General features: G+C 68.5%; 22 protein-coding genes. 14 read left to right on the top strand and 8 right to left on the bottom strand.

Annotated features, from left to right (window positions below; all coding sequences use genetic code 11):
- Positions 1-2: 2 nt before the first annotated feature.
- Positions 3-1,487, bottom strand: coding sequence for a DHA2 family efflux MFS transporter permease subunit (locus tag ACFXIV_RS26055; RefSeq protein WP_379398454.1), 1,485 nt, complete (start codon positions 1,485-1,487; stop codon positions 3-5).
- An 86-nt stretch (positions 1,488-1,573) separates the two neighbouring features.
- Here ACFXIV_RS26055 and ACFXIV_RS26050 point away from each other — a divergent pair, with 86 nt between their 5' ends.
- The 6 genes from ACFXIV_RS26050 to puuE all read left to right on the top strand — a co-directional run bounded on the left by ACFXIV_RS26050 (position 1,574) and on the right by puuE (position 6,818).
- Entirely contained in the window at positions 1,574-2,020 is a 447-nt protein-coding gene (locus ACFXIV_RS26050) for a MarR family winged helix-turn-helix transcriptional regulator (RefSeq protein WP_379398452.1), read from the top strand.
- 88 nt (positions 2,021-2,108) lie between these two features.
- A complete protein-coding gene (locus ACFXIV_RS26045; protein WP_379398450.1) occupies positions 2,109-2,843 on the top strand; it encodes a GntR family transcriptional regulator in 735 nt (244 codons plus the stop codon).
- A gap of 75 nt (positions 2,844-2,918) precedes the next feature.
- Positions 2,919-3,665, top strand: coding sequence for an aspartate/glutamate racemase family protein (locus tag ACFXIV_RS26040; RefSeq protein WP_379398448.1), 747 nt, complete (start codon positions 2,919-2,921; stop codon positions 3,663-3,665).
- Positions 3,662-4,876, top strand: a complete 1,215-nt coding sequence (locus ACFXIV_RS26035; RefSeq protein WP_379398446.1) for a DUF6986 family protein — start codon at positions 3,662-3,664, stop codon at positions 4,874-4,876. Before ACFXIV_RS26040 ends, ACFXIV_RS26035 begins: the two co-directional genes overlap by 4 nt.
- The gene (alc, locus tag ACFXIV_RS26030; protein ID WP_379398444.1) at positions 4,873-5,904 is read left to right on the top strand and encodes an allantoicase; all 1,032 of its coding nucleotides are present in this window, start codon (positions 4,873-4,875) and stop codon (positions 5,902-5,904) included. Before ACFXIV_RS26035 ends, alc begins: the two co-directional genes overlap by 4 nt.
- Positions 5,901-6,818, top strand: coding sequence for an allantoinase PuuE (puuE, locus tag ACFXIV_RS26025; protein WP_379398442.1), 918 nt, complete (start codon positions 5,901-5,903; stop codon positions 6,816-6,818). The genes alc and puuE overlap by 4 nt, the downstream gene beginning before the upstream one ends.
- Before the next feature lie 261 nt (positions 6,819-7,079).
- On the opposite strand, the gene ACFXIV_RS26020 is transcribed toward puuE, so the two are convergent.
- The 4 genes from ACFXIV_RS26020 to ACFXIV_RS26005 form a co-directional block, all read right to left on the bottom strand.
- Positions 7,080-7,727 carry a hypothetical protein gene (locus ACFXIV_RS26020; RefSeq protein WP_379398440.1) on the bottom strand — a complete coding sequence of 216 codons (648 nt, stop codon included), beginning with the start codon at positions 7,725-7,727 and terminating at the stop codon, positions 7,080-7,082.
- A gap of 55 nt (positions 7,728-7,782) precedes the next feature.
- Positions 7,783-8,289, bottom strand: coding sequence for a hypothetical protein (locus tag ACFXIV_RS26015; protein WP_379398438.1), 507 nt, complete (start codon positions 8,287-8,289; stop codon positions 7,783-7,785).
- Positions 8,286-9,041: a 4-hydroxy-tetrahydrodipicolinate reductase gene (gene dapB, locus ACFXIV_RS26010; protein WP_379398437.1), complete on the bottom strand. Its 756-nt coding sequence runs from the start codon at positions 9,039-9,041 to the stop codon at positions 8,286-8,288. Before dapB ends, ACFXIV_RS26015 begins: the two co-directional genes overlap by 4 nt.
- A 138-nt stretch (positions 9,042-9,179) precedes the next feature.
- Positions 9,180-9,635 carry a MarR family winged helix-turn-helix transcriptional regulator gene (locus tag ACFXIV_RS26005; protein ID WP_379383684.1) on the bottom strand — a complete coding sequence of 152 codons (456 nt, stop codon included), beginning with the start codon at positions 9,633-9,635 and terminating at the stop codon, positions 9,180-9,182.
- Between the two features lie 95 nt (positions 9,636-9,730).
- On the opposite strand from ACFXIV_RS26005, the gene ACFXIV_RS26000 reads away from it, so the two are divergent.
- Positions 9,731-10,987 (top strand): alpha/beta hydrolase, encoded by a 1,257-nt coding sequence (locus ACFXIV_RS26000; RefSeq protein WP_379398435.1) that lies wholly within the window; start codon positions 9,731-9,733, stop codon positions 10,985-10,987.
- A 160-nt stretch (positions 10,988-11,147) separates the two neighbouring features.
- Here the strand turns inward: ACFXIV_RS26000 and ACFXIV_RS25995 are convergent, their stop codons facing one another.
- Positions 11,148-13,310, bottom strand: coding sequence for an ArnT family glycosyltransferase (locus ACFXIV_RS25995; RefSeq protein WP_379398433.1), 2,163 nt, complete (start codon positions 13,308-13,310; stop codon positions 11,148-11,150).
- The gene (locus tag ACFXIV_RS25990) at positions 13,240-14,379 is read right to left on the bottom strand and encodes an AraC family transcriptional regulator (RefSeq protein WP_379398431.1); all 1,140 of its coding nucleotides are present in this window, start codon (positions 14,377-14,379) and stop codon (positions 13,240-13,242) included. The genes ACFXIV_RS25995 and ACFXIV_RS25990 overlap by 71 nt, the downstream gene beginning before the upstream one ends.
- A gap of 121 nt (positions 14,380-14,500) precedes the next feature.
- On the opposite strand from ACFXIV_RS25990, the gene ACFXIV_RS25985 reads away from it, so the two are divergent.
- The 6 genes from ACFXIV_RS25985 (at position 14,501) to ACFXIV_RS25960 (ending at position 18,924) form a co-directional block, all read left to right on the top strand.
- Positions 14,501-14,890 carry a carboxymuconolactone decarboxylase family protein gene (locus tag ACFXIV_RS25985; RefSeq protein WP_379398429.1) on the top strand — a complete coding sequence of 130 codons (390 nt, stop codon included), beginning with the start codon at positions 14,501-14,503 and terminating at the stop codon, positions 14,888-14,890.
- Between the two features lie 46 nt (positions 14,891-14,936).
- Positions 14,937-15,986 (top strand): 3-keto-5-aminohexanoate cleavage protein, encoded by a 1,050-nt coding sequence (locus ACFXIV_RS25980; RefSeq protein WP_379398427.1) that lies wholly within the window; start codon positions 14,937-14,939, stop codon positions 15,984-15,986.
- A 118-nt stretch (positions 15,987-16,104) separates the two neighbouring features.
- On the top strand, positions 16,105-17,442 hold the full coding sequence (locus ACFXIV_RS25975; protein WP_379398425.1) for an MFS transporter: 1,338 nt from the start codon (positions 16,105-16,107) through the stop codon (positions 17,440-17,442).
- Positions 17,443-17,500: 58 nt separating this feature from the next.
- A complete protein-coding gene (locus tag ACFXIV_RS25970) occupies positions 17,501-17,902 on the top strand; it encodes an AMP-binding protein (RefSeq protein ID WP_379398423.1) in 402 nt (133 codons plus the stop codon).
- Positions 17,903-17,912: 10 nt separating this feature from the next.
- Positions 17,913-18,137 (top strand): alpha/beta hydrolase, encoded by a 225-nt coding sequence (locus ACFXIV_RS25965; protein WP_379398421.1) that lies wholly within the window; start codon positions 17,913-17,915, stop codon positions 18,135-18,137.
- 16 nt (positions 18,138-18,153) lie between these two features.
- Positions 18,154-18,924, top strand: coding sequence for a hypothetical protein (locus ACFXIV_RS25960; RefSeq protein ID WP_379398419.1), 771 nt, complete (start codon positions 18,154-18,156; stop codon positions 18,922-18,924).
- A 589-nt stretch (positions 18,925-19,513) separates the two neighbouring features.
- Here the strand turns inward: ACFXIV_RS25960 and ACFXIV_RS25955 are convergent.
- Entirely contained in the window at positions 19,514-20,596 is a 1,083-nt protein-coding gene (locus ACFXIV_RS25955) for a YeiH family protein (protein WP_379398417.1), read from the bottom strand.
- Between the two features lie 183 nt (positions 20,597-20,779).
- Here ACFXIV_RS25955 and ACFXIV_RS25950 point away from each other — a divergent pair, with 183 nt between their 5' ends.
- On the top strand, positions 20,780-21,703 hold the full coding sequence (locus ACFXIV_RS25950; protein WP_379398415.1) for a LysR family transcriptional regulator: 924 nt from the start codon (positions 20,780-20,782) through the stop codon (positions 21,701-21,703).
- Positions 21,704-21,944: the final 241 nt, after the last annotated feature.

Here is a 21,944-nt window from a genome sequence, read left to right as displayed (position 1 = left end):
GTTCATTGTCGCGCGGGAACCGGTTCGCCGGCAGCCGCTTTCACCCGCCGCTGCAGCCGGTACAGGACGAGCGACGCTGCGGACGCAGCCACCGAGAGAGCGGCGAGGACCCCGAAGGCGAGGTGGTAGCCGGACACCGGCGCCCAGCCGGATGACGTTGCCCGGGAGACGATTACGGCCACCAGCGCCACCGCGACGGCGCCGCCCACCCGCTGCAGGATGTTCACGAAGGCCGTGGCGTCGGGCAGCTGCTCGTGCCGGACGGCCGCATACGCCGCCGAGACCAGCGGCATGGCACCGACACCGGTGGCCATACCGCCCGCGAAAAGCAGGAATTGGATGAGGATTCCGTTCGCGCCGACCGGCAGGAACGCGAGCGGCAGTACGGCGCAGGCGATGGCGAGGTTGCCGAGCACCGCTACCCGGCCGCCGCCGAACCGGTCGGTCAGCCGTCCGCCCAGCGGCAGCATGATGATGCCGCCCAGGCCGTAGCTGAGCAGATCGACGCCGGTGCGAATGAGCCCGGTGCCGTGCAGCACCTGGAAGTACAAGGGCAGCAACACCATCACGCCGAACATGGCGCCGCCCGCGAAGAAGCTGGCGCTGGTGGCGGCCCGGAAGGCGTGGTTGCCGAACATCCGGATGTCCAGCAGCGGCCGTTCACCGCGCAGCGCACGGGTGATGAATCCGGCCACGCCCGCGAGCCCGAGCACGACGGGCAGCCACACCGACGGCGAGGTCACCGACCCCGTGGTCCCGACCTCGGACAACCCGTACACCACCGCGGATACGCCGCCGCCCGCGAGCACCACTCCGATCACGTCGAGCGGCTGTGTCGCCACCCCGCTGGTCCGCGGCAGATACCGCAGCCCCAGTGCCAATCCGGCCAGTCCGAACGGAATGTTGATGAGGAACAACCACTCCCAGCTCCAGTGCGCGAGCATGAGCCCGCCGATGGTCGGCCCGATGGCGGGCGCGCCCACCACCGCGATGCCGACCACACCCATGACCCGGCCCATGCGCTGCGGCCCGGCCGCCTGACCCAGGATGGTCTGCCCGGCCGGGATCATGAGTCCCGCCGCAAGTCCCTGCAGGACGCGCATTCCGATCAGCCACCCCGCGCTCGGCGCGAAGGCGCACGCCGCCGAGGTCAGGGTGAAGGCGACCAGCGCCCCCATCCACAGCCGGGTCACGCCGACCCGCCGCGCCAGCCAGCCGCACACGGTGAGCGAAACACCGAGGGCCAGCAGGTATCCGCTCGCCACCCACTGGATCGTGGCCAGCGACGCACCCAGATCCGCGCCGATGGTGTGCAGCCCGATATTGACCAGCGAGGTGTCCAGCATGCCCATGACCGCGCCGAACACCACCACGCCGGCGGTGCGCCAGACATGCGCGGGGATCTTGTCGGAATCGGCGGGTACGGGAGCCCGGGCGGGCGCTCCCCCGGCACCGGATGTCCTGGTGTCCGAACGCATTTGCGTCATCGGACCTCTCCTTCAATAGTTGATGAGCAACTCAATTGCAGACAGTATCAATGATTGAGGCACTCAACAATAGATATAATCAGCGGGTGCTCGAAGAACCTTCCGTCCCGGCCGAGGCCCACCCGCCGAGCCTGCTGCGCCACCCGACCTACGCACTGGGCAAGCTGCACAAGGCGATGCACTCCCACCTCGGGACACCTCTGCGCGAGCACTGGGTGCTCACCTACCTCGCCGAGAGCAGTGAGATCTCCCAGCAGGAGATGGCCAACGTCCTGGAGATCGACCGCAGCGAAGTGGTGCGGCTGATCGACAGCCTCGAGAAGGCCGGTCTGGTCACCCGCACCCGCGATCCGCACGACCGTCGGAAATACCGGCTGGCTATCACCGCCGCCGGCAATCGGGTCCGCGCGGAGACCGATGCGAAGATCGCCGCCGCCACCGATGTGCTGCTCGCCCGCCTGACCCCGGCGGAAAGGGATACCCTGCACCGGCTTTCACTAAAGGCCCTGGGCTACGACACCGACGAGAGCTGACCCACACGCGGCCGGGCAACCGCCGCGAAATGGCTCACAATCGGTGACGGCTGTGAACCCGGTTACGCGTAGGGCTAGGGTTGGGTCCGTGCCTTCTCGCCCCCGCCTACCCCGTTTGCCCCAGCTCAACCCGCCGCTGGACGCCCGCCGCGGCTACTCCCAGCAGGAGATTCTCGGCGAATTGCGTCGGCTGATCCTGGAGGGAAACCTGCCGCCGGGTACCGGTTTGCCCCTGGGCGAGATCGCACGCGAATTCACCGTGAGCGCCATCCCGGTGCGCGAGTCGCTGCAGACCCTGATCGGCGAGGGCCTGGTCGAGCACCGGCCCAACTTCGGCTACCAGGTCACCATGCTGACCGCCGACGAGCTGCGCGAGCTGTACATCGTGCGCGAGCGCCTGGAGTCCGCCGCGCTGGCCGCGGCCGTGCACAATGCCACCGAGGCCGATCATCAGCTGGCCCGCGAGATCCACGCCCGCCTCGAGCAGGCGGTGCTCACCGAGAACGCGGTGGCCTATCACCGCGAGACCCGCAACTTCCACCTGGCCCTGGTGCGCCCGTCGGGCATGCCGCGCGTGGTGCACATGCTCGAATACGCCTGGAACATCACCGAACCCGTGCAGCCCATGGTGCATGTGTCGACCATGGATCGCGTGGTGCTGCACGCCGACCACAGCAAGCAGCTGCAGGCCTTCCTCGCAAGGGATGCTGAAGCATTGCTGACGGCCACCGAGGGGCATCACGCACGCCTGAACGGCGTCCTCTCGCATCTACCCACGGACACCGGTTTGTTCGCCGAACCCGCAGGTGAAGAAGATATATAACCCCTGAGCCTGGGGCTTTCGAACATATACGGTTCAAGCAACGCCGGAGCCATTTCTGTTCGATAGCGTGGATCCATGCGGATCCGGGTCATCAATCCCAACACCACCGCCGCGATGACGGCGCTCATCGGGGACAGTGCGCGCCTGGTCGCCGCGCCCGGCACGGTGGTCGACGCCGTCAACCCCGACATGGGCCCGGCCTCCATCGAGAGCCACTACGACGAGGCGCTGGCCGTGCCCGGCCTGCTGGCCGAGATCGCGCGCGGCGAGGCCGTGGGCGTGGACGGCTACGTCATCGCCTGTTTCGGCGATCCCGGCCTGGACGCCGCACGCGAGCTGGCGCGCGGCCCGGTGATCGGCATCGCCGAGGCGGCCATGCAGGCGGCCAGCCATCTGGGCCGGAAATTCAGCGTCGTCACCACCCTCGGCCGCACCGCCGGCCGGGCCTGGGAGCTGGCGGAACGCTATGGGTTGGAACGGTTCTGCGCGAACGTGCACGCCTGCGAGATCCCGGTGCTCGAACTCGAGGATCCCGAGGCGCGCAAGATCATCGCCGACGCCTGCCGCGAGGCCGTGCTGGCCGACAACTCGGACGCCATCGTGCTCGGCTGCGCGGGGATGGCGGATCTGTGCGAGTACCTGACCGAGGAGGTCGGGGTGCCCGTGGTGGACGGCGTCGCCGCCGCCACGCTGACCGTGCAGTCGCTGGTCACCATGAAGTTGCGTAAGTCCGGCCGCGGGGAATTCGCGGCCCCACTACCGAAGGCGTATGTGGGATTGCTCGCCGATTTCGGCATCGAAGAACAGGAGGCTCAGGCGTGACGCTGCCACCGGAGACATGGAACGGGATCGAATCCCGTTTGCAGGCTGTGGATTCGGAGCTGCTGCGGCTCTATCCGGGCGACCGCCCGGGCCAGCCGGTGCACACCGCGTACGCCTCCGGCGCGGACGCCTCGATCGACCTGCCGGCCCAATGGGGCACGGCCGCACTGGAACTCGCCGAGAACCAGCGCGAGCTGCTGGTCGAGCTGGCCGGTGCGGACGTCGTCGCACGGGTTTTCCGCACCCTGAGCGAGCGCCCCATCCAGGACCTGCGGCTGGACTTCGAGGACGGCTACGGCACCCGCGGCGACGAGGTCGAGGACCGCGACGCCCTGCACGCCGGCGCGGTGCTGAAAGCCCTTCCGGCCGGGGTGTCCTCGCGCGGCATCCGCATGAAGGGCCTCACCACCCTGGAGTGGGCGCGCGCCGTGCGCACCCTGGAGAAGGTCCTCGAGGGCGCGGGCGGCGTGCCCGAGGGCTTCGTGTTCACCGTGCCGAAGATCCGCCATGTCGAGCAGGCCGATCTCACCGTGCAGCTGTGCGACGCCATCGAATCGGCCCACGGACTGGCCGCCGGATCGCTGCGGTTCGAGCTGCAGATCGAGAGCCCGCAGGCCATCATCGCCGCCGACGGCACCGCCCCGGTCGCCCAGCTGATCCAGCGCTCGGCCGGACGCTGCACCGGATTGCACTACGGCACTTACGATTACAGCGCCGCCTGCGGTATCGCCCCGAAGTTCCAGTCGCTGGAGCATCCGGTCGCCGACCACGCCAAGGCGGTCATGCAGGCCGCAGCCGCCACCACCGGGGTGTGGGTGTGCGACGGCTCCACCCAGGTGCTGCCGATCGGCACCGACGCGGAGGTGCGCGCGGCGGTGTCGCGGCACTTCCGCCTGGTCACCCGCTCGCTCGAGCGGGGCTACTACCAGGGCTGGGACATGGGCGCGGGCCACCTGGTCACCCGCTGGCTGGCCACCTTCGCGTTCTTCCGCGAAGGCCTGGGCATCGCGGCCCCGCGCATCGGCCGCTACCTGGATCGCCAGGGCGGTGCGGTGATGGACGAACCGGCCACCGCGCAGGCGCTGGCGGCCGTGGTGCTGCGCGGACTGGAGTGCGGCGCCTTCGAACCCGCCGAGGTCACCGCGATCGCCCCCAAAGCCACTGTCGAGGTATTGCATCAATTGCGAGAGAGGAAGATTCCGGCGCTATGAGCGACGTTGATTTCACGCTGCTTCCCGATCTGGCCGTGCGCACCCTGGGTGGCGCCGTGCTGTGGGCGAACGACGAGTCCTTCGCCGAGAAGGAGAACCTGATCCGGCCCGAGCAGGCCACCTACTCCCCCGCCACCTTCGGCCACAAGGGCCAGGTGTACGACGGCTGGGAGACCCGCCGCCGTCGCAGCGCCGAGGGCGACCACCCGGCCGGCGACGACTGCGACACCGCGATCGTCCGCCTGGGCGTGCCCGGCGTGATCAAGGGCGTCGTGGTGGACACCGCATGGTTCAAGGGCAACTACCCGCCCGAGGTGTCGGTGGAAGCCATTGCGGTGGAAGGCAATCCGTCGGTCGACGAGATGGTCGCCGCCGAGGGCTGGACCACGATCGTCGAGCGCGCCAAGGTGTCCGGCGATTCGCAGAACCCGTTCGCCGTGGACTCCCCCAAGCGCTGGACCCACGTGCGGCTGCGCATGTTCCCCGACGGCGGCATCGCCCGCCTGCGCGTGCACGGCGTCGCCAAGCCCGACCTGGCCTGGCTGGAGTCCGGCCCGTTCGACCTGGCCGCGGTGGAGAACGGCGGCCTGGTCGCCGACTGCTCCAACCGCTTCTTCTCGCACCCGCAGAACGTGCTCATGCCGGGCCGCGCCCGCAGCATGGGCGACGGCTGGGAGACCGCGCGCCGCCGCGACAAGAACACCAACGACTGGGTGCTGGTGCAGCTGGCCGCCGAGGGCGTGATCACCGCCGCCGAGATCGACACCTCGTACTTCCTGTTCAACAGCCCGGGCGCGGGCGCCCTCACCGGCATTCGTGCCGACGGCACCGAGGTCGAACTGCTGGGCCGCACCCGCCTGCAGCCCGACACCCGCCACCGCTTCCTGATCGACGCGGACGCGGCGGTCGTGCAGGTGCGCCTGGACGCCTTCCCCGACGGCGGCCTGGCCCGGCTGCGGCTCTTCGGCACCCTGACCGACGAAGCTCGGGCGCGACTGCGCGCCGAGCTGGAAAATGACCTGGCATGAGCGATTTCGATCTGAACTACCCGCGGGACATGGTGGGCTACGGCCCCAACCCGCCGCACCCGCAGTGGCCGGGTGAGGCGAACATCGCGGTCAACTTCGTCCTCAACTACGAGGAGGGCGGCGAGAACAATGTCCTCGACGGCGACGAGGCCTCGGAGACGTTCCTGTCGGATATCGTTCCGGCAGCGGCGTTCCCGAACCGGCACATGTCGATGGAGACCATCTACGAGTACGGCTCCCGCGCCGGACTCTGGCGGGTGCTGCGACTGTTCGAATCCCGCGATATTCCGCTGACCATCTTCGGGGTGGCGCGGGCGCTGGAGCGCAATCCGGAGGCCGTCGCGGCGTTCAAGCGCAATGGCTACGACATCTGCTCGCACGGCCTGCGCTGGATCTCCTACCAGATGGTGGATGCCGAGACCGAGCGCGCGCACCTGGAAGAGGCGGTGCGCATCATCACCAAGCTCTTCGGTGAGGCGCCCAAGGGCTGGTACACCGGCCGCGATTCGCCGCAGACCCGCGAGCTGGTGGTGGAGCACGGCGGCTTCGTCTACGACTCCGATTCCTACGCCGACGATCTGCCCTACTGGGTGAAGGTCGCCGGCCAGGATCACCTCGTGCTGCCGTACACGCTCGAATCCAATGACATGCGCTTCTCCTCCCCCGCCGGATTCGCCAACGGCGAGGAGTTCTTCACCTATCTGAAGGACGCCTTCGACGTGCTCTACGCCGAGGGCGCGGCGGGTGCGCCGAAGATGCTGTCGGTCGGCCTGCACTGCCGCCTCATCGGCAAGCCGGCGCGGGCCAAGGCGCTGGAGCGCTTCCTGGATTACGTGCAGTCACACGAGAAGGTGTGGCTGGCGCGGCGCATCGACATCGCCGAGCACTGGCGCACGGTGCATCCCGCGTCCTGACGGCCGCGAGAACCCGAAAACCACTGTGGCCCGGGGTGATTGCACGATCACCCCGGTACCGTGAACGCCGGTGCGGCCGGAACCGCACACCGACTCTCCACCGGGGACCCGCCCGTCACGGGTGCCCGGATCTCCCTTCCGGTGTGGGGTACCGCCGGACGCATCGGCGGCACCACGAATACGGCCCGGAACCAACAGGTTCCGGGCCGTATTTGCGTGCCGGGCGATACCGTCGTTCGCTGTCGTCGGGGCGAAACCGCCTCAGAGCGCGCCGCTTTCGATATCGCGCTTGATGCCCTCCTGCGTCGCCTGGTGCGCGGCCACCCCGTTGTCGGCGGTGAAGTCGATCAGGGCCGCATCGGCGACGAAGGTCAGATGCTCGTTGACGGTGGTCGTGCCGTCGCCGTTGTCGGTGAAGGTGATCAGCTGGTGGGTGGTCACATTCGGGACGTCCCAGCTGTCGGTGGTGTAGTAGTGCTCGTCCGGGTGCAGGCGCTGCTCGGCCTGGGTGTGCCCGGGGAAGGTGACCGGGCCCATCGGAATATCCTCGAGCGCGGTGAAATCCGCGATCTGCGTGTCACCGTCATCGCAGGTGCGGTGGACGATGATGTCCTTCAGGAACGAGTGGCGGCCGAGACCGTTGCGGACATCGGAGTACACGTCCCACACCTTGTCCAGCGGCGCGGCGATGGTGACCGGCAGATCCACCTCGGTCACCGATCGGCCGTCGGCCGGATTCTGCTGCTCGGCCTCGTAGATCGACCAGCTGACCTGCCATTCCAGTTTGTAGTCGTTCTCCGACTCGATGCAGGACGGCGCGTCGTCCGCGCGTGCCATCGCCGACCCCACCGCAGGCGACCCCATCGTCGCGCAGGCTATCGCCAGCGCATAACCCACCTTGAACCTCACCGGGCGGACTTTACCCCGGGCGCAACCTACCGGCAGGTTTCCTGCGAAATCGCGGCTACCGTGTCCCGGGCCGGTCCCCACGCTCCAATTCCACTGCGCGCTTCATCATTTCGCGTGCGCGGGTGCGGTCGCCGGCGTAGTCGTAGGCGCGGGCGGCGCGGTAGTTGGTGCGCCAGTTCTGCGGGTCCGCCTCGAATTCCTGCTTCACCCGCTCGAAAAGCGCGTCGGCAGCAGCCTTCTCGATACGTCCGGACGGGCGGCGCGGCAGATCGGAGACATCCAGCTCGCCGCCCTCCTCGTGCATGCGGCGGGCCAGGTGCTGGTGGGCGAAGGCGGCGCGGACACTGGTCGCCACGATCCACACGCCCAGCACCGGCAGGATGAACACGCCGATGCCCAGGCCCACCGCGGCCGGCTTACCGGTGGCGATCAGGTCGATCCCGATCCGGCCCAGCAGCACGAAGTAGAACCCGAGCACCACCACCAGGGCCGCGATGAAACCGACCCGCTTGAAGACCTCGCGGCCGTTGCCGTCGGCGGGATTCGCGGCGGGCGTGCTCACAGGTCGAGCAGCGGGTCGATGCCCACGGTGAGACCGGGGCGCAGCGGCGTCTTGCGCACGCCCAGCAGCACACCGGGCACGAAGGAGGTGCGGTCGAGCGAGTCGTGGCGGATGGTCAGCGTCTCCCCCTGCGTGCCGAACAGCACCTCCTGGTGCGCGACCAGTCCGGCCAGCCGCACCGAGTGCACCCGCACGCCGTCCACGTCCGCGCCGCGCGCACCCTCCAGCTCCTGGCTGGTGGCGTCGGGGCTGCGGCCCACACCCGCCTTCTCCCGGGCCGCGGCGATGAGCGCGGCGGTCCGGAAGGCGGTGCCCGACGGCGCGTCCGCCTTGTTCGGGTGGTGCAGCTCGATGACCTCGACCGAGTCGAAGAAGCGCGCGGCCTGCTCGGCGAACCGCATGCTCAGCACGGCGCCGATGGCGAAGTTCGGCGCGATCAGCACCCCGACCTCCGGCTTGGCCGCCAGCCAGCCCTTCACCTGCTCCAGCCGCTCGGCATCGAAGCCGGTGGTGCCGACCACGGCGTGAATCCCGTTCTCCACCAGCCACTTCAGATTGGGCATCACCACATCCGGGTGCGTGAAGTCGACCACGACCTCGGTTCCGGCGGCCGTGAACGCCTCCAGCGAGTCGTCCTTGTCGACCTGTGCCACCAGCTCCAGATCCGCGGCCGCCTCGACCCCGGCACAAATGGCCTGCCCGACCTTGCCGCGCGCCCCGAGCACACCCACCCGGATCCGGTTCGTGGTCACCTGGTCTCCTTCGCTATGACCGATCAAGGAACGGGTCGAGCCTATCGGGTCGGCGAAACGCCACGCGCGCGGCCGTTTCGGACGAGTCGGCCGCCGGCTTCGAGGCACAGGTGCGGCCGGCCTGCTCCGGGTCGGCGGTCACAGCTGGTCGTAGACCCCGACGAGCCGGTCGAGGACCTCGGTGGCGGACCTCAGCACGGCGATGTCCTGATCGGCGAGTTCGTCTCGCAGGGCGTCGGTCATGGCCGTCATGCGCTCGCGGCATCGGATGCGCCCGGCCTCGGTCAGCGTGACCAGTACCGAGCGTTTGTCGCCGGGTGGGCGTTCCCTGGTGACGTATCCCGCCGCGGCCAGGCCGTTGACCAGCTGAGTGGTTGCGGCGCCGGTTGTTTCGGCCATGGCAGCGAGTTGGCCGATCGTGAGCGGCCCGCGGTCGGCCAGCGCACGCAGGGCGCGCGCATGGGTGAGCGACAGCGCCTTCGGGGATCGGGTCGCGCGCCCCCGGAGCCGGGAGTCCGCCGCGCTGAGCCGGTAGGCGGCCCGGGCCAGCAGGTCGAGGGCTGTCGCGCGGTCCGCGTCGAGGTCTTCGGTCACGGTGGGTCTCCTGTCGGCGGATCGTGCGGGGTTGACAGCAGCTTAGTCTAAGTACTTAATAGATAAGTACTTAGCTTATTGAAGGAGCACCCACCATGACCACTCGATCCCTGGGCCAGAACTGGGCCCTCGACATCGCCCTCGCCCAGGGCGGATTCGACGCCCTGCATCCGCAGGCGAAGGGCACCATGGAGCAACTCGGTCACGACCACACCGACTTCGACAAGGTCTTCGAACTCGTGCAGAGCGGGGCGATGCTGCCCAAGGCGTGGGTGACCATCGCCGCCCAGGCCGAGGAGCGCGCCGCCCACCATGAGCGAAACGGGTTCGCACGCACCGCCGCCGACCTCTACACCCGGGCGGCCGTGATGTGGGGCCGGGCCCAGTACTCGATCTTCGAGGCGGCCGATCCACGCAAACTCGCGTTCCGCGAGCGCGCCAACCATTGCGTCGAACGGCTGGGGGAACTGCGCGGCGGACTGGTCCGACGGGTGGCGCTGGACTTCGAGGGCAAGCAGATCTTCGCACTGCTGCATCTGCCGGCGGGGCCCGTCCATCGGGCTCCGGCGGTGATTCTCGGCCCCGGCATGGACATGATCAAGGAGGACTACATCGCCGCGGCCGAGCGGTACTACACCTCGCGGGGCATGGTCGCGCTGTCCATCGAGGGTCCTGGGCAGGGCGAGAGCCGGGCGCGCGGCCTGACCGTAGACCTCACCAACTACGAACGCGCCGTGCGGCATTACATCGACTATCTGAGCGAACTGCCGGAAGTGGATCCGCTCCGCATCGGCATGTTCGGCATCAGCATGAGTGGGTATTGGGGATCGCGTGCGGCCGCGACGGAGCCGAGGCTGGCGGCGTTGGCGGCCTTCGAGGCGCCGACCGGCGATTTCCGGACCATCTTCGAGCAAGCGCAGCCGACCTTCAAGAACAACTACATGTACATGGCGGGCTACGACGACGAAGCGGCCTTCGACCGGGATCTGAGGGACCGGATGCCGCTGGATGATCTGGTCGGTGATATCGCGTGCCCGGTGCTGTACGGCATCGGCGAGTTCGACGAGCTGACCCCACTCGAACAGGCGCTCGCCAATTACGAACTCGTTCGCGCGCCCAAGGAGATTCGCGTCTACGAGGGCGAATTCCATCCGCTGGGAGGCGTGGCGGCCGAAGTCTTCCGATTCGGCGCCGAATGGCTGGAACGAGCCCTGGCCGGCGAGTTCACGACGCCGGGACGCGATGTGCGGCACTACGTCCACCGCGACGGACGCACCACCGACGGCACCGCCGATCCGCAATGGTGGTCGGGCGCAGTGCCGTTGGCCGTCCAGCGGCTGCGCTCGGCGTGAGCACCGATCCCGAAGTCGCCCGCCGCTCAGCGCAATTGCGCGCTGACGCCCGGTCCGAGGACGGCACACCGTGCGCCGTTCGATATCCCGGCCGACCGGGACTCGAAAGGCCGGGTGCGCAATGGATTCCATTGCGCACCCGGCCTTTCGGGTCGGTGGGCTAGCCGGTGTAGCCGGTCAGCTTGTAGACCGTGGTGTTGCCGATCTGCTGGGGTGTGAAGGTCGCGGTCACCCAGTCGGTGATGTCGGTGTGCTGGTTGCGACCGAAGCCACCCTGGTTGCCCGGGCCGCCCTGTGCGCCCTGCTCGGGCTGGGCGCCTTGGCGGGTCGGCTGATCGGCGGGGTTCTGGCCGCCGCCCTGCGGCCGGTTGCGCTCGCCTCCGGCGGCCGGGGTGGCGGGCTCACGGTTGCCGTTTCCGTTGTCGCCGTTGCCGTTTCCGTTGCCGCCACGGTCGTTGTTGTTCTGCTCGATGTAGTAGCCGATCTTGCCGGCCTTCACATCGGCTTGGAACTCCGCCAGGGTCGGGGTGGGATCGCTGCCGGAGAAGCCGCCGATGGCCATGACCGCCTTGTCGGTCTGCAACTCCAGGCCCGCCGCGGCGGAGGAGCCGTTGATCGCGGCCGCCCACGTCGAGTCGGACGTCTTCAGCAGGGCCGCCAGCTGCTGGTTCGGCTGGGACTCGCCGAAGCCGCCGCCCCGGCCGCCCGCGGCACTCGCCGGGCCGACGGTCGGACCGCCGCCACTGTGCGGGGTGGCGATGGTGGCGATCGAGTAGGCGGTCGCGCCGGACAGGCTCGCGAACAGGCCGAGCGCCAGTGCCGCGGCGGCGAGGCGGTGGTTGTTCCGGGCCCACGGCAGCACCAGCAGCACGGTCGCCACGACGGTCAGCGCCAGAACCGCCCAGCGCAGTTCGGGGAACCAGCCGCTGTTGCGGTGCAGCAGTACGAAACTCCACACGCCGGTGGTCGCCACCAGCGCGGCCAGGCCGAAGCGGCCGAGGATGGTGTCGCGCCTGGTCCACATCTCGTGGATGCCGACCGCGAACATGCCGGCCACGGCCGGTGCGATCGACAGGCAGTAGTACGGGTGCACGGTGCCGCTCATGTAGCTGAGCACGCCGCCGTCGATGAGGATCCACAGCCCGAACAGGATCGCGGCCGCCCGCACCAGGTCGGTGCGCGGCGCCCGGCCCCGCGAGACCAGCACCAGCACCATGGCCAGCAGCGCGGCCGGCAGCAGCCAGCCGATCTCGAAGCCGAATTCACCGGTGAACAGGCGTCCCACGCCGCGGACCTGCCCGCCGAAGCCACCGAATCCACCGCCGCCGTGTCCGCCCGGACCGGCCTGCCCGGCCGTGTCCGCCGCGGCGGCCGGATCGGGTGCCGCGGTGGTCAGGTCGGGTGCCGCGGTGGTCGGGTCGTGCGGCGCGCCGCCGCCCGGAGCACCGCGGTGGTTGCGCCCGAGCACGCGGGCGAAGCCGTTGTAGCCCAGCACCAGATTCATGAAGTTGTTGTCGGTCGAGCCGGCCAGATACGGGTGGCTCGACGCCGGCCACAGCAGCGTGACCAGCACGTACCATCCGCTCGACACCACCAGCGCGACGAGCGCCCCGACCAGCTGCACGATGCGGGCGCGGATCGGATTCGGCGCGGCGACGAGGTAGACCAGCCCCAGTGCTGGCAGCACCATCAGGCCCTCGAGCATCTTCGCCAGGAACGCGAACCCCAGCGCCACACCGGCCAGCAGAATCCACTTGGTCGAGGCGCGTTCGAGAGCGCGGACCGTGGCGTACGCACCGGCCAACATCAGCAACACCATGACCGCGTCCGGGTTGTTGAACCGGAACATCAACGCCGCGACCGGCGTCAACGCCAGCGCGGCTCCGGCGAGCAGCCCGGTGTAATGGCTACCCGTCAGCCGCCGCACCGCGCCGTACAGCAGCCCCACCGCGGCCACCGCCATCAGGGCTTGCGGAATCAGCATGCTGGCACTGGAGAATCCGAAGATCTGCCCCGACAGCCCCATCACCCACTGCGACACCGGCGGCTTGTCGACGGTGATGAAGTTCGCGGGATCCAGTGAACCGAACAGGAGCGCTTCCCAGTTCTTCGACCCGGCCCACGCGGCCCCGGCGTAGAACTGATTGCCCATCCCATTGATGGTGATGTTCCACAGATACATCACCGCCGTCGCGATAAGTAGCGCGGCCAGACCGGCGCGTTCGACGGTCTTGCTGTCGAACCGTCCGGTCTCACGGAGCGCCGCGGGCGGCGGCGGAACCACTGGCGGGTTGTCCTGGAGTGATGTGGTCACGCTGACCATTCAGCGCCCCGGAGTCCAATGAACCCTGTGAGCCCGCCGGGAGCTTCCGGTGAGCCGCGGCCGCAGCTGCGTCCTGCCGGAGTCGGGGCGTGCGGAGGTGGGTGGGGCTGTGGCCGGTGTGGTGGCGGAACCATCGGGAGAAGGCGCTGAGTTCGGAGAAGCCGAGTTCGGTGGCGATGGCGGTGAGGGTGCGGTCGTGGTGGGTGAGGTAGCGGTGGGCGAGGTCGAGGCGGGTGGTGTCGAGGAGGGTGGTGAAGGTTTCTCCGCTGCGGGCCAGGTATCGGTGCAGAGTTCGACGGTCGATGCCGAGGCGGGCGGCGACGGTGGCGGCCGAGCACTGATGGGTGGGCAGCAGTGTTTCGATGATGGCGCGCGCTTGCTCGGCGGTGGATTCGCCGACCGGGGTCAGGGATCGCAGGTATTCACGGGCATACGGGCGGAGCAGGGGGTCGGCGAGCGGGTTGGCGGTGTCGAGGTCGCGGGTGTAGCACACGATGCCGTTGAAGCTCTGCTCGAATTCGATTGTGGGCCCGAGGATCCGGTGGGCATCGCCGCGCTGTTCGGGTGCGCCGTGGGTGAAGCAGACCGACAGCGGATGCCAGGACTGGCCGAGGAGCTCTCGCAGGATGCGGCAGGTGGCACCGACGGTGAGCTCGGTGGCCTGCCGACCGAGCGAGGCTCCGGGTGCGGCCTGGACGTGAATGGTGGTCAGACTGTCGGCCTGGGTGAGGCGGGTGCGCAGCGCCTCATTGTGCAGGGAGATATAGCGGAGCACGATCTGCAGGGCACTGCGAATATCGGGTTCCTCGCGGGCGACGAGCGCGACCGGCCCGAGGTTGGCCAAGCTGCGACGCTCGGCCAGGTGTAGGCCGAATTCCTCGCAGTTCGCTTCGCGCGCAGTGCGTTCCAACAGCAGATCCACCGCGGGGGCGGGCAGCCAGGTATCGCTGGCGCTGACCGCTGCGGCGCCGATGCCCACCGATCGCAACATCAGCATCGGGTCGATTCCCAATGACAGGGTCAAATCGACATAGCCGGACAGGACGGCGCTTCGGACCATCGGAGCCATCGGCATCCTTCCTTCGTGCTGTCCCAGATTGTCAAGCTTTCGGTCCCGCTCAGTCAAACATGATGACTCGCGCACGCATACCGTGACGGCAATCACGTTCACCGCATCACAGGAGCTGCCCGTGACCACCGAGCCCGCGCCCACCCCCGCCGTCGACGCCATGCGCGCCCAAGGAGCATGGAATCCGTTGTGGGACAAGCTGTTCGGCTGGGACCCGGAGTGGACCGAGCAATTCATGTCCATGGGTACGCTGCCGGTCCGCCGTGGCGTGCTGTCCCCACAGTTCGTCGAGTTGCTGAGCATCGCGGTCGACGCCGCGTGCACCCACATGTACTCGCCGGGCGTGCGCCGCCACATTCGCGCCGCCCTGGAGCTCGGTGTGTCCCGCGAGGAGATCCTCGCTGTCCTCGAGCTGACCAGTGTGCTGGGCATTCACGCGTGCAACATCGGGGTCCCCGTGCTCGCCGAAGAACTCGACGCCTTCGAGCGTCGCCGCGCGCAACAGCGATGAATCCGCTGCCGCAACGCGCAACCCACCAGAATCAGGAAGGACGATCATGCACTATCTCGACGATTCGCTACTACCGGAGAACCAGGAGAAACTGGTCATCCAGGTAGCGCCCTACGGCCCGGAATTCCTGCCAGGAGATTCCGACGACATTCCGGTGACGATGGATGAGCAGATCCAGAAGGCGGTGGACTGCTACAACGCGGGCGCACAGGTGCTGCACGTCCACGTGCGGGAAGCCGATGGACACGGGTCGAAGCGGCTCGAACTGTTCAACGAGATGCTGGGCCGCCTGCGCGAAGCGGTACCGGAGATGATTCTCCAGGTCGGCGGTTCGATTTCGTTCGCGCCACCGGAAGGCGGCGACCAGGCGAAATGGCTGGATTACGACACCCGCCACCTGCTGGCAGAGCTGGATCCGAAACCGGATCAGGTCACCATTGCCATCAACACCAGCCAGATGAACGTCATGGAGTTGCTGAGCGACGACGATATCGCGGGCACCTCGCTGCAGAACCCGATGCTGGCCAGGGCGTATCGCGACATGGTGGTCGAGGCTGGGCCGGAGTTCTATCTCGAGCATCTGCGCCGACTGACCGCGGCGGGTATCCAGCCGCATTTCATGCTCGGCTCGGTGCATCAGCTCGAGACCGTCGAGCGGTTGATCCGGCGCGGCCTCTACACCGGCCCGCTGGTGCTGAATTACGTGGCGATCGGCGGCGGCGCGGCGGGCCTGCATCCGGCGGACCTGCTCGAGTTCGTCCGCCGCACTCCGGACGGCGCGGTGCTGACCATCGAAACGATCATGCGCAATGTCACCCCGATGTGCACCATCGCGATCGCGCTGGGCCAGCACGTCCGAGTCGGCATCGAGGACAACCTGTGGGGCCGCAAGGGCGAACGACGCACCTCGGTCGAACAGATCGAGCAGATGGTCCGCATTGCCGACGAGCTCGGCCGCGGCGTGGCCTCCTGCAAGGAGGCGCGCGACATCTACCTGTTCGACGAGGTCTACTCCGGCACCGACGACGCGCTGGCCAAGATCGGGTACCCGCCCAACCGGCAGCCCGGCCAGGTCGGATTCCTGCACCACGCTTGATCTTTCGCAGGTGAGTGGGCCGGTCGCACCCGGTGCGGCCGGCGCACCACGCATATTTGTTCGTCGACAGGATCCGGCCGCGCCGGTCCGTCGGTTCCACCAGGCTCGAGGAAGCGCCATGGACATCTCCACCACTCCCACCGGCTTGTCGGCGACGGCCGCCGGACCATCGCGAGTCCGCTCACGGAGCTTCCCGTGGGTCGTGTTCGGACTGACCTTCGGATTGATGCTGTCGGACTACATGTCCCGTCAGGTGCTATCGGCGGTGTTCCCGCTGCTGAAAAACGAATGGGGACTGTCGGATTCACGGCTGGGCTCATTGAGCAGCATCGTGGCCCTGATGGTGGGGCTGCTGGCGTTCCCCCTGTCCCTGGCGGCGGATCGCTGGGGACGCGTGCGCAGCATGCTGATCATGGCGACGGTCTGGAGTCTGGCCACTCTGCTGTGTGCGCTCGCCACCGGATACGGGCAGATGCTGGGCGCGCGTTTCCTGGTCGGAGTCGGCGAAGCCGCCTATGGCAGCGTCGGCGCCGCGGTAATGCTGGCCGTGTTCGCCCCGCACCTGCGCGCCTCCCTGAGCGGTGCGTTCCTGGCGGGCGGCTCGTTCGGGTCGGTCCTGGGTGTCGCGCTGGGCGGTGTCGTCGCCACACATATCGGCTGGCGCTGGACCTTCGCCCTGATGGCCGGTCTGGGCCTGCTGCTGGTCGGTGCGTTCCGCGTCCTGATCACCGAATCCGCTTTGGACCGACACACTTTCGGCGAATCACCGGCGACCCGGGGAGCCGCCGCCACACCGACCGGCACGACCGTGCGGGCACCGCTGTCGAGCCTGTTCTCCTCGGTGTCGGTGTGGTGCGCTTACATCGGCGGCGGCCTGCAACTGTTCGTCGCGGCCGTGCTGATGGCCTGGCTGCCCAGCTTCTTCAACCGCTCCTACTCCCTGCCCACCGACCGCGCCGGACTTGTGGCCTCGGGATATGTGCTGCTCATCGGGACCGGGATGGTCGTGTGTGGCATTCTCACCGACCGCGTCGGCCGCCGACACCCAGCACGGCAATGGGGCAGCGCACTGGTCTACTGCGCGATCTCGCTGATCCTGCTCACTGTCGCTTTCAGCCTCGGCACCGGTGCCGCGCAGCTGACCCTCTTGGCGCTGGGCGCATTGACGGCGGCCGGGTCGGCAGGAGCGACAAGTTCGATGGTGGCCAGCCTGACCCATCCAAGCCTGCGGGCGACCGCCTTCGCCACGGTCACCCTGGCCAACAATGTCTTCGGACTCGCGCTCGGACCGCTGGTCGTGGGCTTCCTCGCCGACCGTTACGGGCTCGCCGCCGCCCTGCGCCTGGTGCCGCTGACCTACGTCGGCGCCATCGCCGCCCTGGCCGGCGGCAGATACGCCTACCCGGCCGGACTGCGCCGCCTCGCCCGATTGGAAACGAACCGTCCGGCCGCCTGACCACGCCGCCCTGTTCGGCCGCAACCGATCCGGTCCCATCAATTCCGTGAGGTCTTCCATGCTCGATCTCGCTGTGCTGCTCGAAGACACAGCCCGCCGTCACCCGGGGCACGATGCCATCGTCGCCGGCGATCAGAGACTGACCTATGCCAAGGTCGACGCCGCCGCGAACCGGATCGCCCACCTGCTCGCCGCGCACGACATCCGTCCTGGCGACAAGGTCGCGCTGTCGTGCCCGAATCTGGCGTGGTTCGGGATCCCACACGACAGCCACCGAGAAGAGATCAAGGCGTACGTCATCGCCGCGCCCGGCACGACACCGTCGGAGAGTTCGCTCATCGAGTGGGCCAAGCAGCACATGGCCGCCTACAAATACCCCCGCCAGATCGAATTCGTGTCCGCGCTGCCGATGACCTCCACCGGCAAGATCCTCAAACGCGAACTCCGCACACCCCACTGAAAACACGCGGTTGCCTGCCGTTCCAAACCACTCTCGCGGCCAGCACCAACGACCCGTTCGCCAACGTCCGGCGAGTGACCGGGATGGCCGAAACCTGGGAAGCAGGCCGGTCGATCTCGGTCCGGTCGGGCACCTCGACTCCGCCGCCGGCTACGGGCCGTGGCCGCGGGCCACCGCACTGCTGACCGAACTGGTCTCGCACACAAAGCCTTCCACCATGGAAGTACACCGATGAACCGAGGAAACAACCGATGAGGAAAACCACCACCACCGCCGTGCTCGCCGCGACCGCCCTCGCGCTGACCGCCGCGACCGCCAACGCCACCCCGCAACCCGGCCACGCCGAAAATACCGACGTCCACTACGAAGTCACGCGTCAAGGCGATGCCGCGCTGCTGACCGTCAGCGGCGGAGCCTTGAAACTCGCGGGGGACCAACTCGTCCTCACCGATCCCACCGACCGGCCGATTGCCGCGATCCCGCTCACCTACCGCATCGACAATACCGCCTACCCGATCGCCGCCCAAATCAACGGCGGCACAGCAACACTCACCCCCGACAAGACCGCCGGACAACCCGTGCCGGCCGCGCAGGCCGTCACCCCCGACCAGACCATCACCGCCGATCGGGCCGCCACCCAGGTCGCCGAATCCTTCACCCCCCGTGACACCCAAGCCCTCGGCGTGTTCGCCCAGCGCGCAGCCATCGGCGCCGCCGTCAGCGCGGTCCTGGGCGCTGTACTCGGCGCGGGCGTCGGGTGTCTGGTCGGTGCGGCCGCCGGTGCCGTGCTCACCAGTCCCGTCATGGCACTGCTCGTCCCCTTCGTCGGCGCCACCATCGCGGGCTGTGTCCTGGGTGCCGCCACCCTCGGTGTCGTTGGAACGATGGCCGGACTCGTCGTCGCCGGCGGGCCCATCACACTGTTCTCCGCGATCCAATACTTCTCCACGATCCTCGCCCCCTGCCCGCCCGAAACCGCCTACTGCAAAGATCCCGCGCAAGCGCCCGCGCCGAGCAAGTAGAGAATCCGCGGCCGAACCGCCTGTCGTCGACCGTTGTCTGCACGGCGACCGATGACAGGCGGCGCGCGCCGCACAAGTCACTCGCACGAGGGGGAGTACCCCGCTCCCCGCCGGCGCGAATCGCCGAGGGCGAGCAACGAGATGCTTATCAGCACAACAGCACTGGCCATCGGTGTCGCGTCGCTCGCCGCGGTCGCCGTGTCCGCGGCGGCGGTTCCGGCTGCCGCGGACACCGGCTCGGATTCGGCAGTGGCGGGCGACCGTCGGTTTCGTAACTGTCGCCCGATAGCCCGTCGGTGACGGTCCAGGACGCTGCAACGACTTCGGCACGGACGGGATCGACACGAACCGCCGATCGTCGTCGTGCGGACACATATCGGGATCACCCGCTCGACGCCGTCGCCAGTGGTGCGATCCGCGAAATCGGCACTGCTGTGATGAGGCTCCGCGATGACGGCAACTCCGCTGCGCCAAGGGGTGCGGACCAATATCGAGCGTCGTGTTTGGGTGCACATGCCGGCAGCGGTCGATCCAGCGGTCCCGGAAAGCTACTGTGACACCGGGATTTTCGAGCCCGGCGGCAAATAGGTCACTGCGCGAGCACGGCTCCGGCCAGAGCGATGCTGGAGACCCATACCGTGGACAGGGTAGCGAGGATCAGCGGCCGCGGGCCGACCCGGCGCAGGGCGGCGATGTGGACACCGGTGCCGAGGGCGAACATGGCGGCGGTGAGTAGGGCGGTCTGTGCCAGTTTGATCGGGCCGAGCACGCCGGCCGGGAGGATGCCGGTGGTGCGGACCGCCGCGCAGAGCAGGAAGGCGACAACGAACAGCGGGATCAGCGGAACCGTGCGAGCGTTGGCCCGATCGCGGTTGCGCCGACGCACCTGCCAGCCCAGCACCGCCAGCACCGGGGCCAGTAGCACCACGCGGGCCAGCTTCACGATCACCGCCACGGTCAGCGCGGCCCCGCCCAGCGCTCCACCGGTCGCAACGACCTGCGCGACCTCGTGCACCGCACCCCCCGCCCACATGCCGCTGGTCTCGGCACTCAGCCCCATCGCGTGCGACAGCAATGGGATCACGCCGATCAGGATGGTGCCGAAGACCACGACCAGCGCAATTGCGGTCACCAGTTCTTCGTCCTCGGCATCGACCACGCCGTCGGCGGCGGCCGCCGCCGCGGCGCCGCAGATGGAGAATCCGCAGGCGATCAGCAGCCGCTGGGTCCAGCTCAATCCCAGCATCCGGCCCATCAGCATGGTGCCGCCGATGCCGAGGGTGACAATCGCGACGACCACCGCGATCGCCGCGGGCCCGAGCCCGAGGATGTCGCTGAAAGTCAGCTGTATACCGAGCAGCGCCACGCCCACCCGCAGCAGGCGCTTCGACGAGAACTGCAGTCCCGGCTTCAACCGCGGCGGTAGCGCGACGACATTGGCCAGCACCGCGCCGATCACGATCGCGATCAGTAGCGGGCTCACGGTCGGCAGCCACCGAGAGATCAGCAGCACGAATGCCACGACAACGGACGTCAGCGCCAGCCCCGGCCAGCATTCGACCAACTCGCTGAGCAATCTCGACCGCGGGGATGGCTCGGCGGCAGACGCCGGCACCACGGCCGGGGATTCCACTCCGGGTGCGTCTGCCCTACCTGCGGTACCGGCTGACACCGGGTCGTTCGTATCGCGCGTGCCGACGGAGCCGCGGAACTGTGCGTGTCGTGGGTCTGGTGGCGGATCGAGGCGCGTCATGGTTCCCAGGCTGACGGGATGCGTCCGGGCGCAGTAGTCGCGAATATGACATCAGCACATATCAAGATGATATGGGTTTTGGCGATCCTATATGATTTCGCTATGTCCACCGATAGACCTGAACTGGGACTTCTCGAAGTGCTGGTCGCGATCGACGATCACGGCAGTCTCGGTGCAGCAGCGCGCATGGTAGGGATGGCGCAGCCGAATGCCAGCCGGGCAGTCAGGGAATGGGAGCGGAAGCTGGGGTTGGCGTTGATCGAGCGCAGCCCGCGCGGGTCGACATTGACCGCGGCGGGGACGGTGGTGGTGCACTGGGCGCGCGAAGTACTGGCGGACGTGGATCGGCTGCTGGATGCGGCGGCCGCGTTGCGTACCGACCAGGAGGCCGAACTCACCATCGCGGCGAGCATGACGGTGGCCGAGTGCCTGCTGCCGGTCTGGCTCGGCGAATTCCGCCGTTTCCATCCCAACGTGAAAGTCCATCTGCAGGTGCAGAATTCGCGGCAGGTATTCGACCGATTGGCGGCGGGCGAATGCGACCTCGGCTTCGTCGAGAGCCCCTCGGTCCCGGACCGGCTGCACAGCGTCACCGTCGCCGCTGACCGCCTCGTCGCGGTGGTGGATCCGGCACATCCGTGGGCGCGCCGCCGCCGTCCGCTCACCGTCGCCGAACTGGCCGCCACCCCGCTGGTGACCCGCGAACCTGGTTCCGGGACCCGCAGCACCCTCGACATCGCTCTCGCCGAATACCCTCGCGCCGAACCTCTGCTCGAACTCGGCAGCGCTGCGGCCATCCGCACCAGCGTCCTGGGTGGCGTCGGCCCCGCCGTCGTCAGCACCCTCGCCGTCGAGGACCAACTCGCCCGTGGCGGCCTGCGCGCTATCCCCATCGAGGGCCTCGAGCTGCATCGCACGCTGCGCGCCGTCTGGCGTCCACCGCGCAAATTGTCTGGCCCAGCAGGCGAATTGGTCGCCGGGATCGTGCACGCTCGGCGCACGTCTGTGCCGCAGCGCCGGGCTTGACGGGCGCACTCGGGCTGCAAAGCCATTTGCCTCAATCGAATAGCGCGGCAAACGGCCACCGGAGAGTCGTGGTGACATGGCCGACCCGATCGATAACAATGCAGCCCCATGATGGTGCCCGGGTCGTCGCCGATCGCCAGGATCACACCACCGGTCCGGGGGAGCTGCCGTCCGGAGAGCAGGAATGTGCCTTCGCGATAGTGCCGTTCCCACTTTGCGTCAGTAGTGTTGCCTGCCGGGC

The sequence above is a fragment of the Nocardia sp. NPDC059236 genome, from assembly GCF_042754085.1.
GTDB lineage: Bacteria > Actinomycetota > Actinomycetes > Mycobacteriales > Mycobacteriaceae > Nocardia.
The sequence above is the reverse complement of the archived record's forward strand: the minus strand, read 5'-3'. Positions and strand labels throughout refer to the sequence as shown.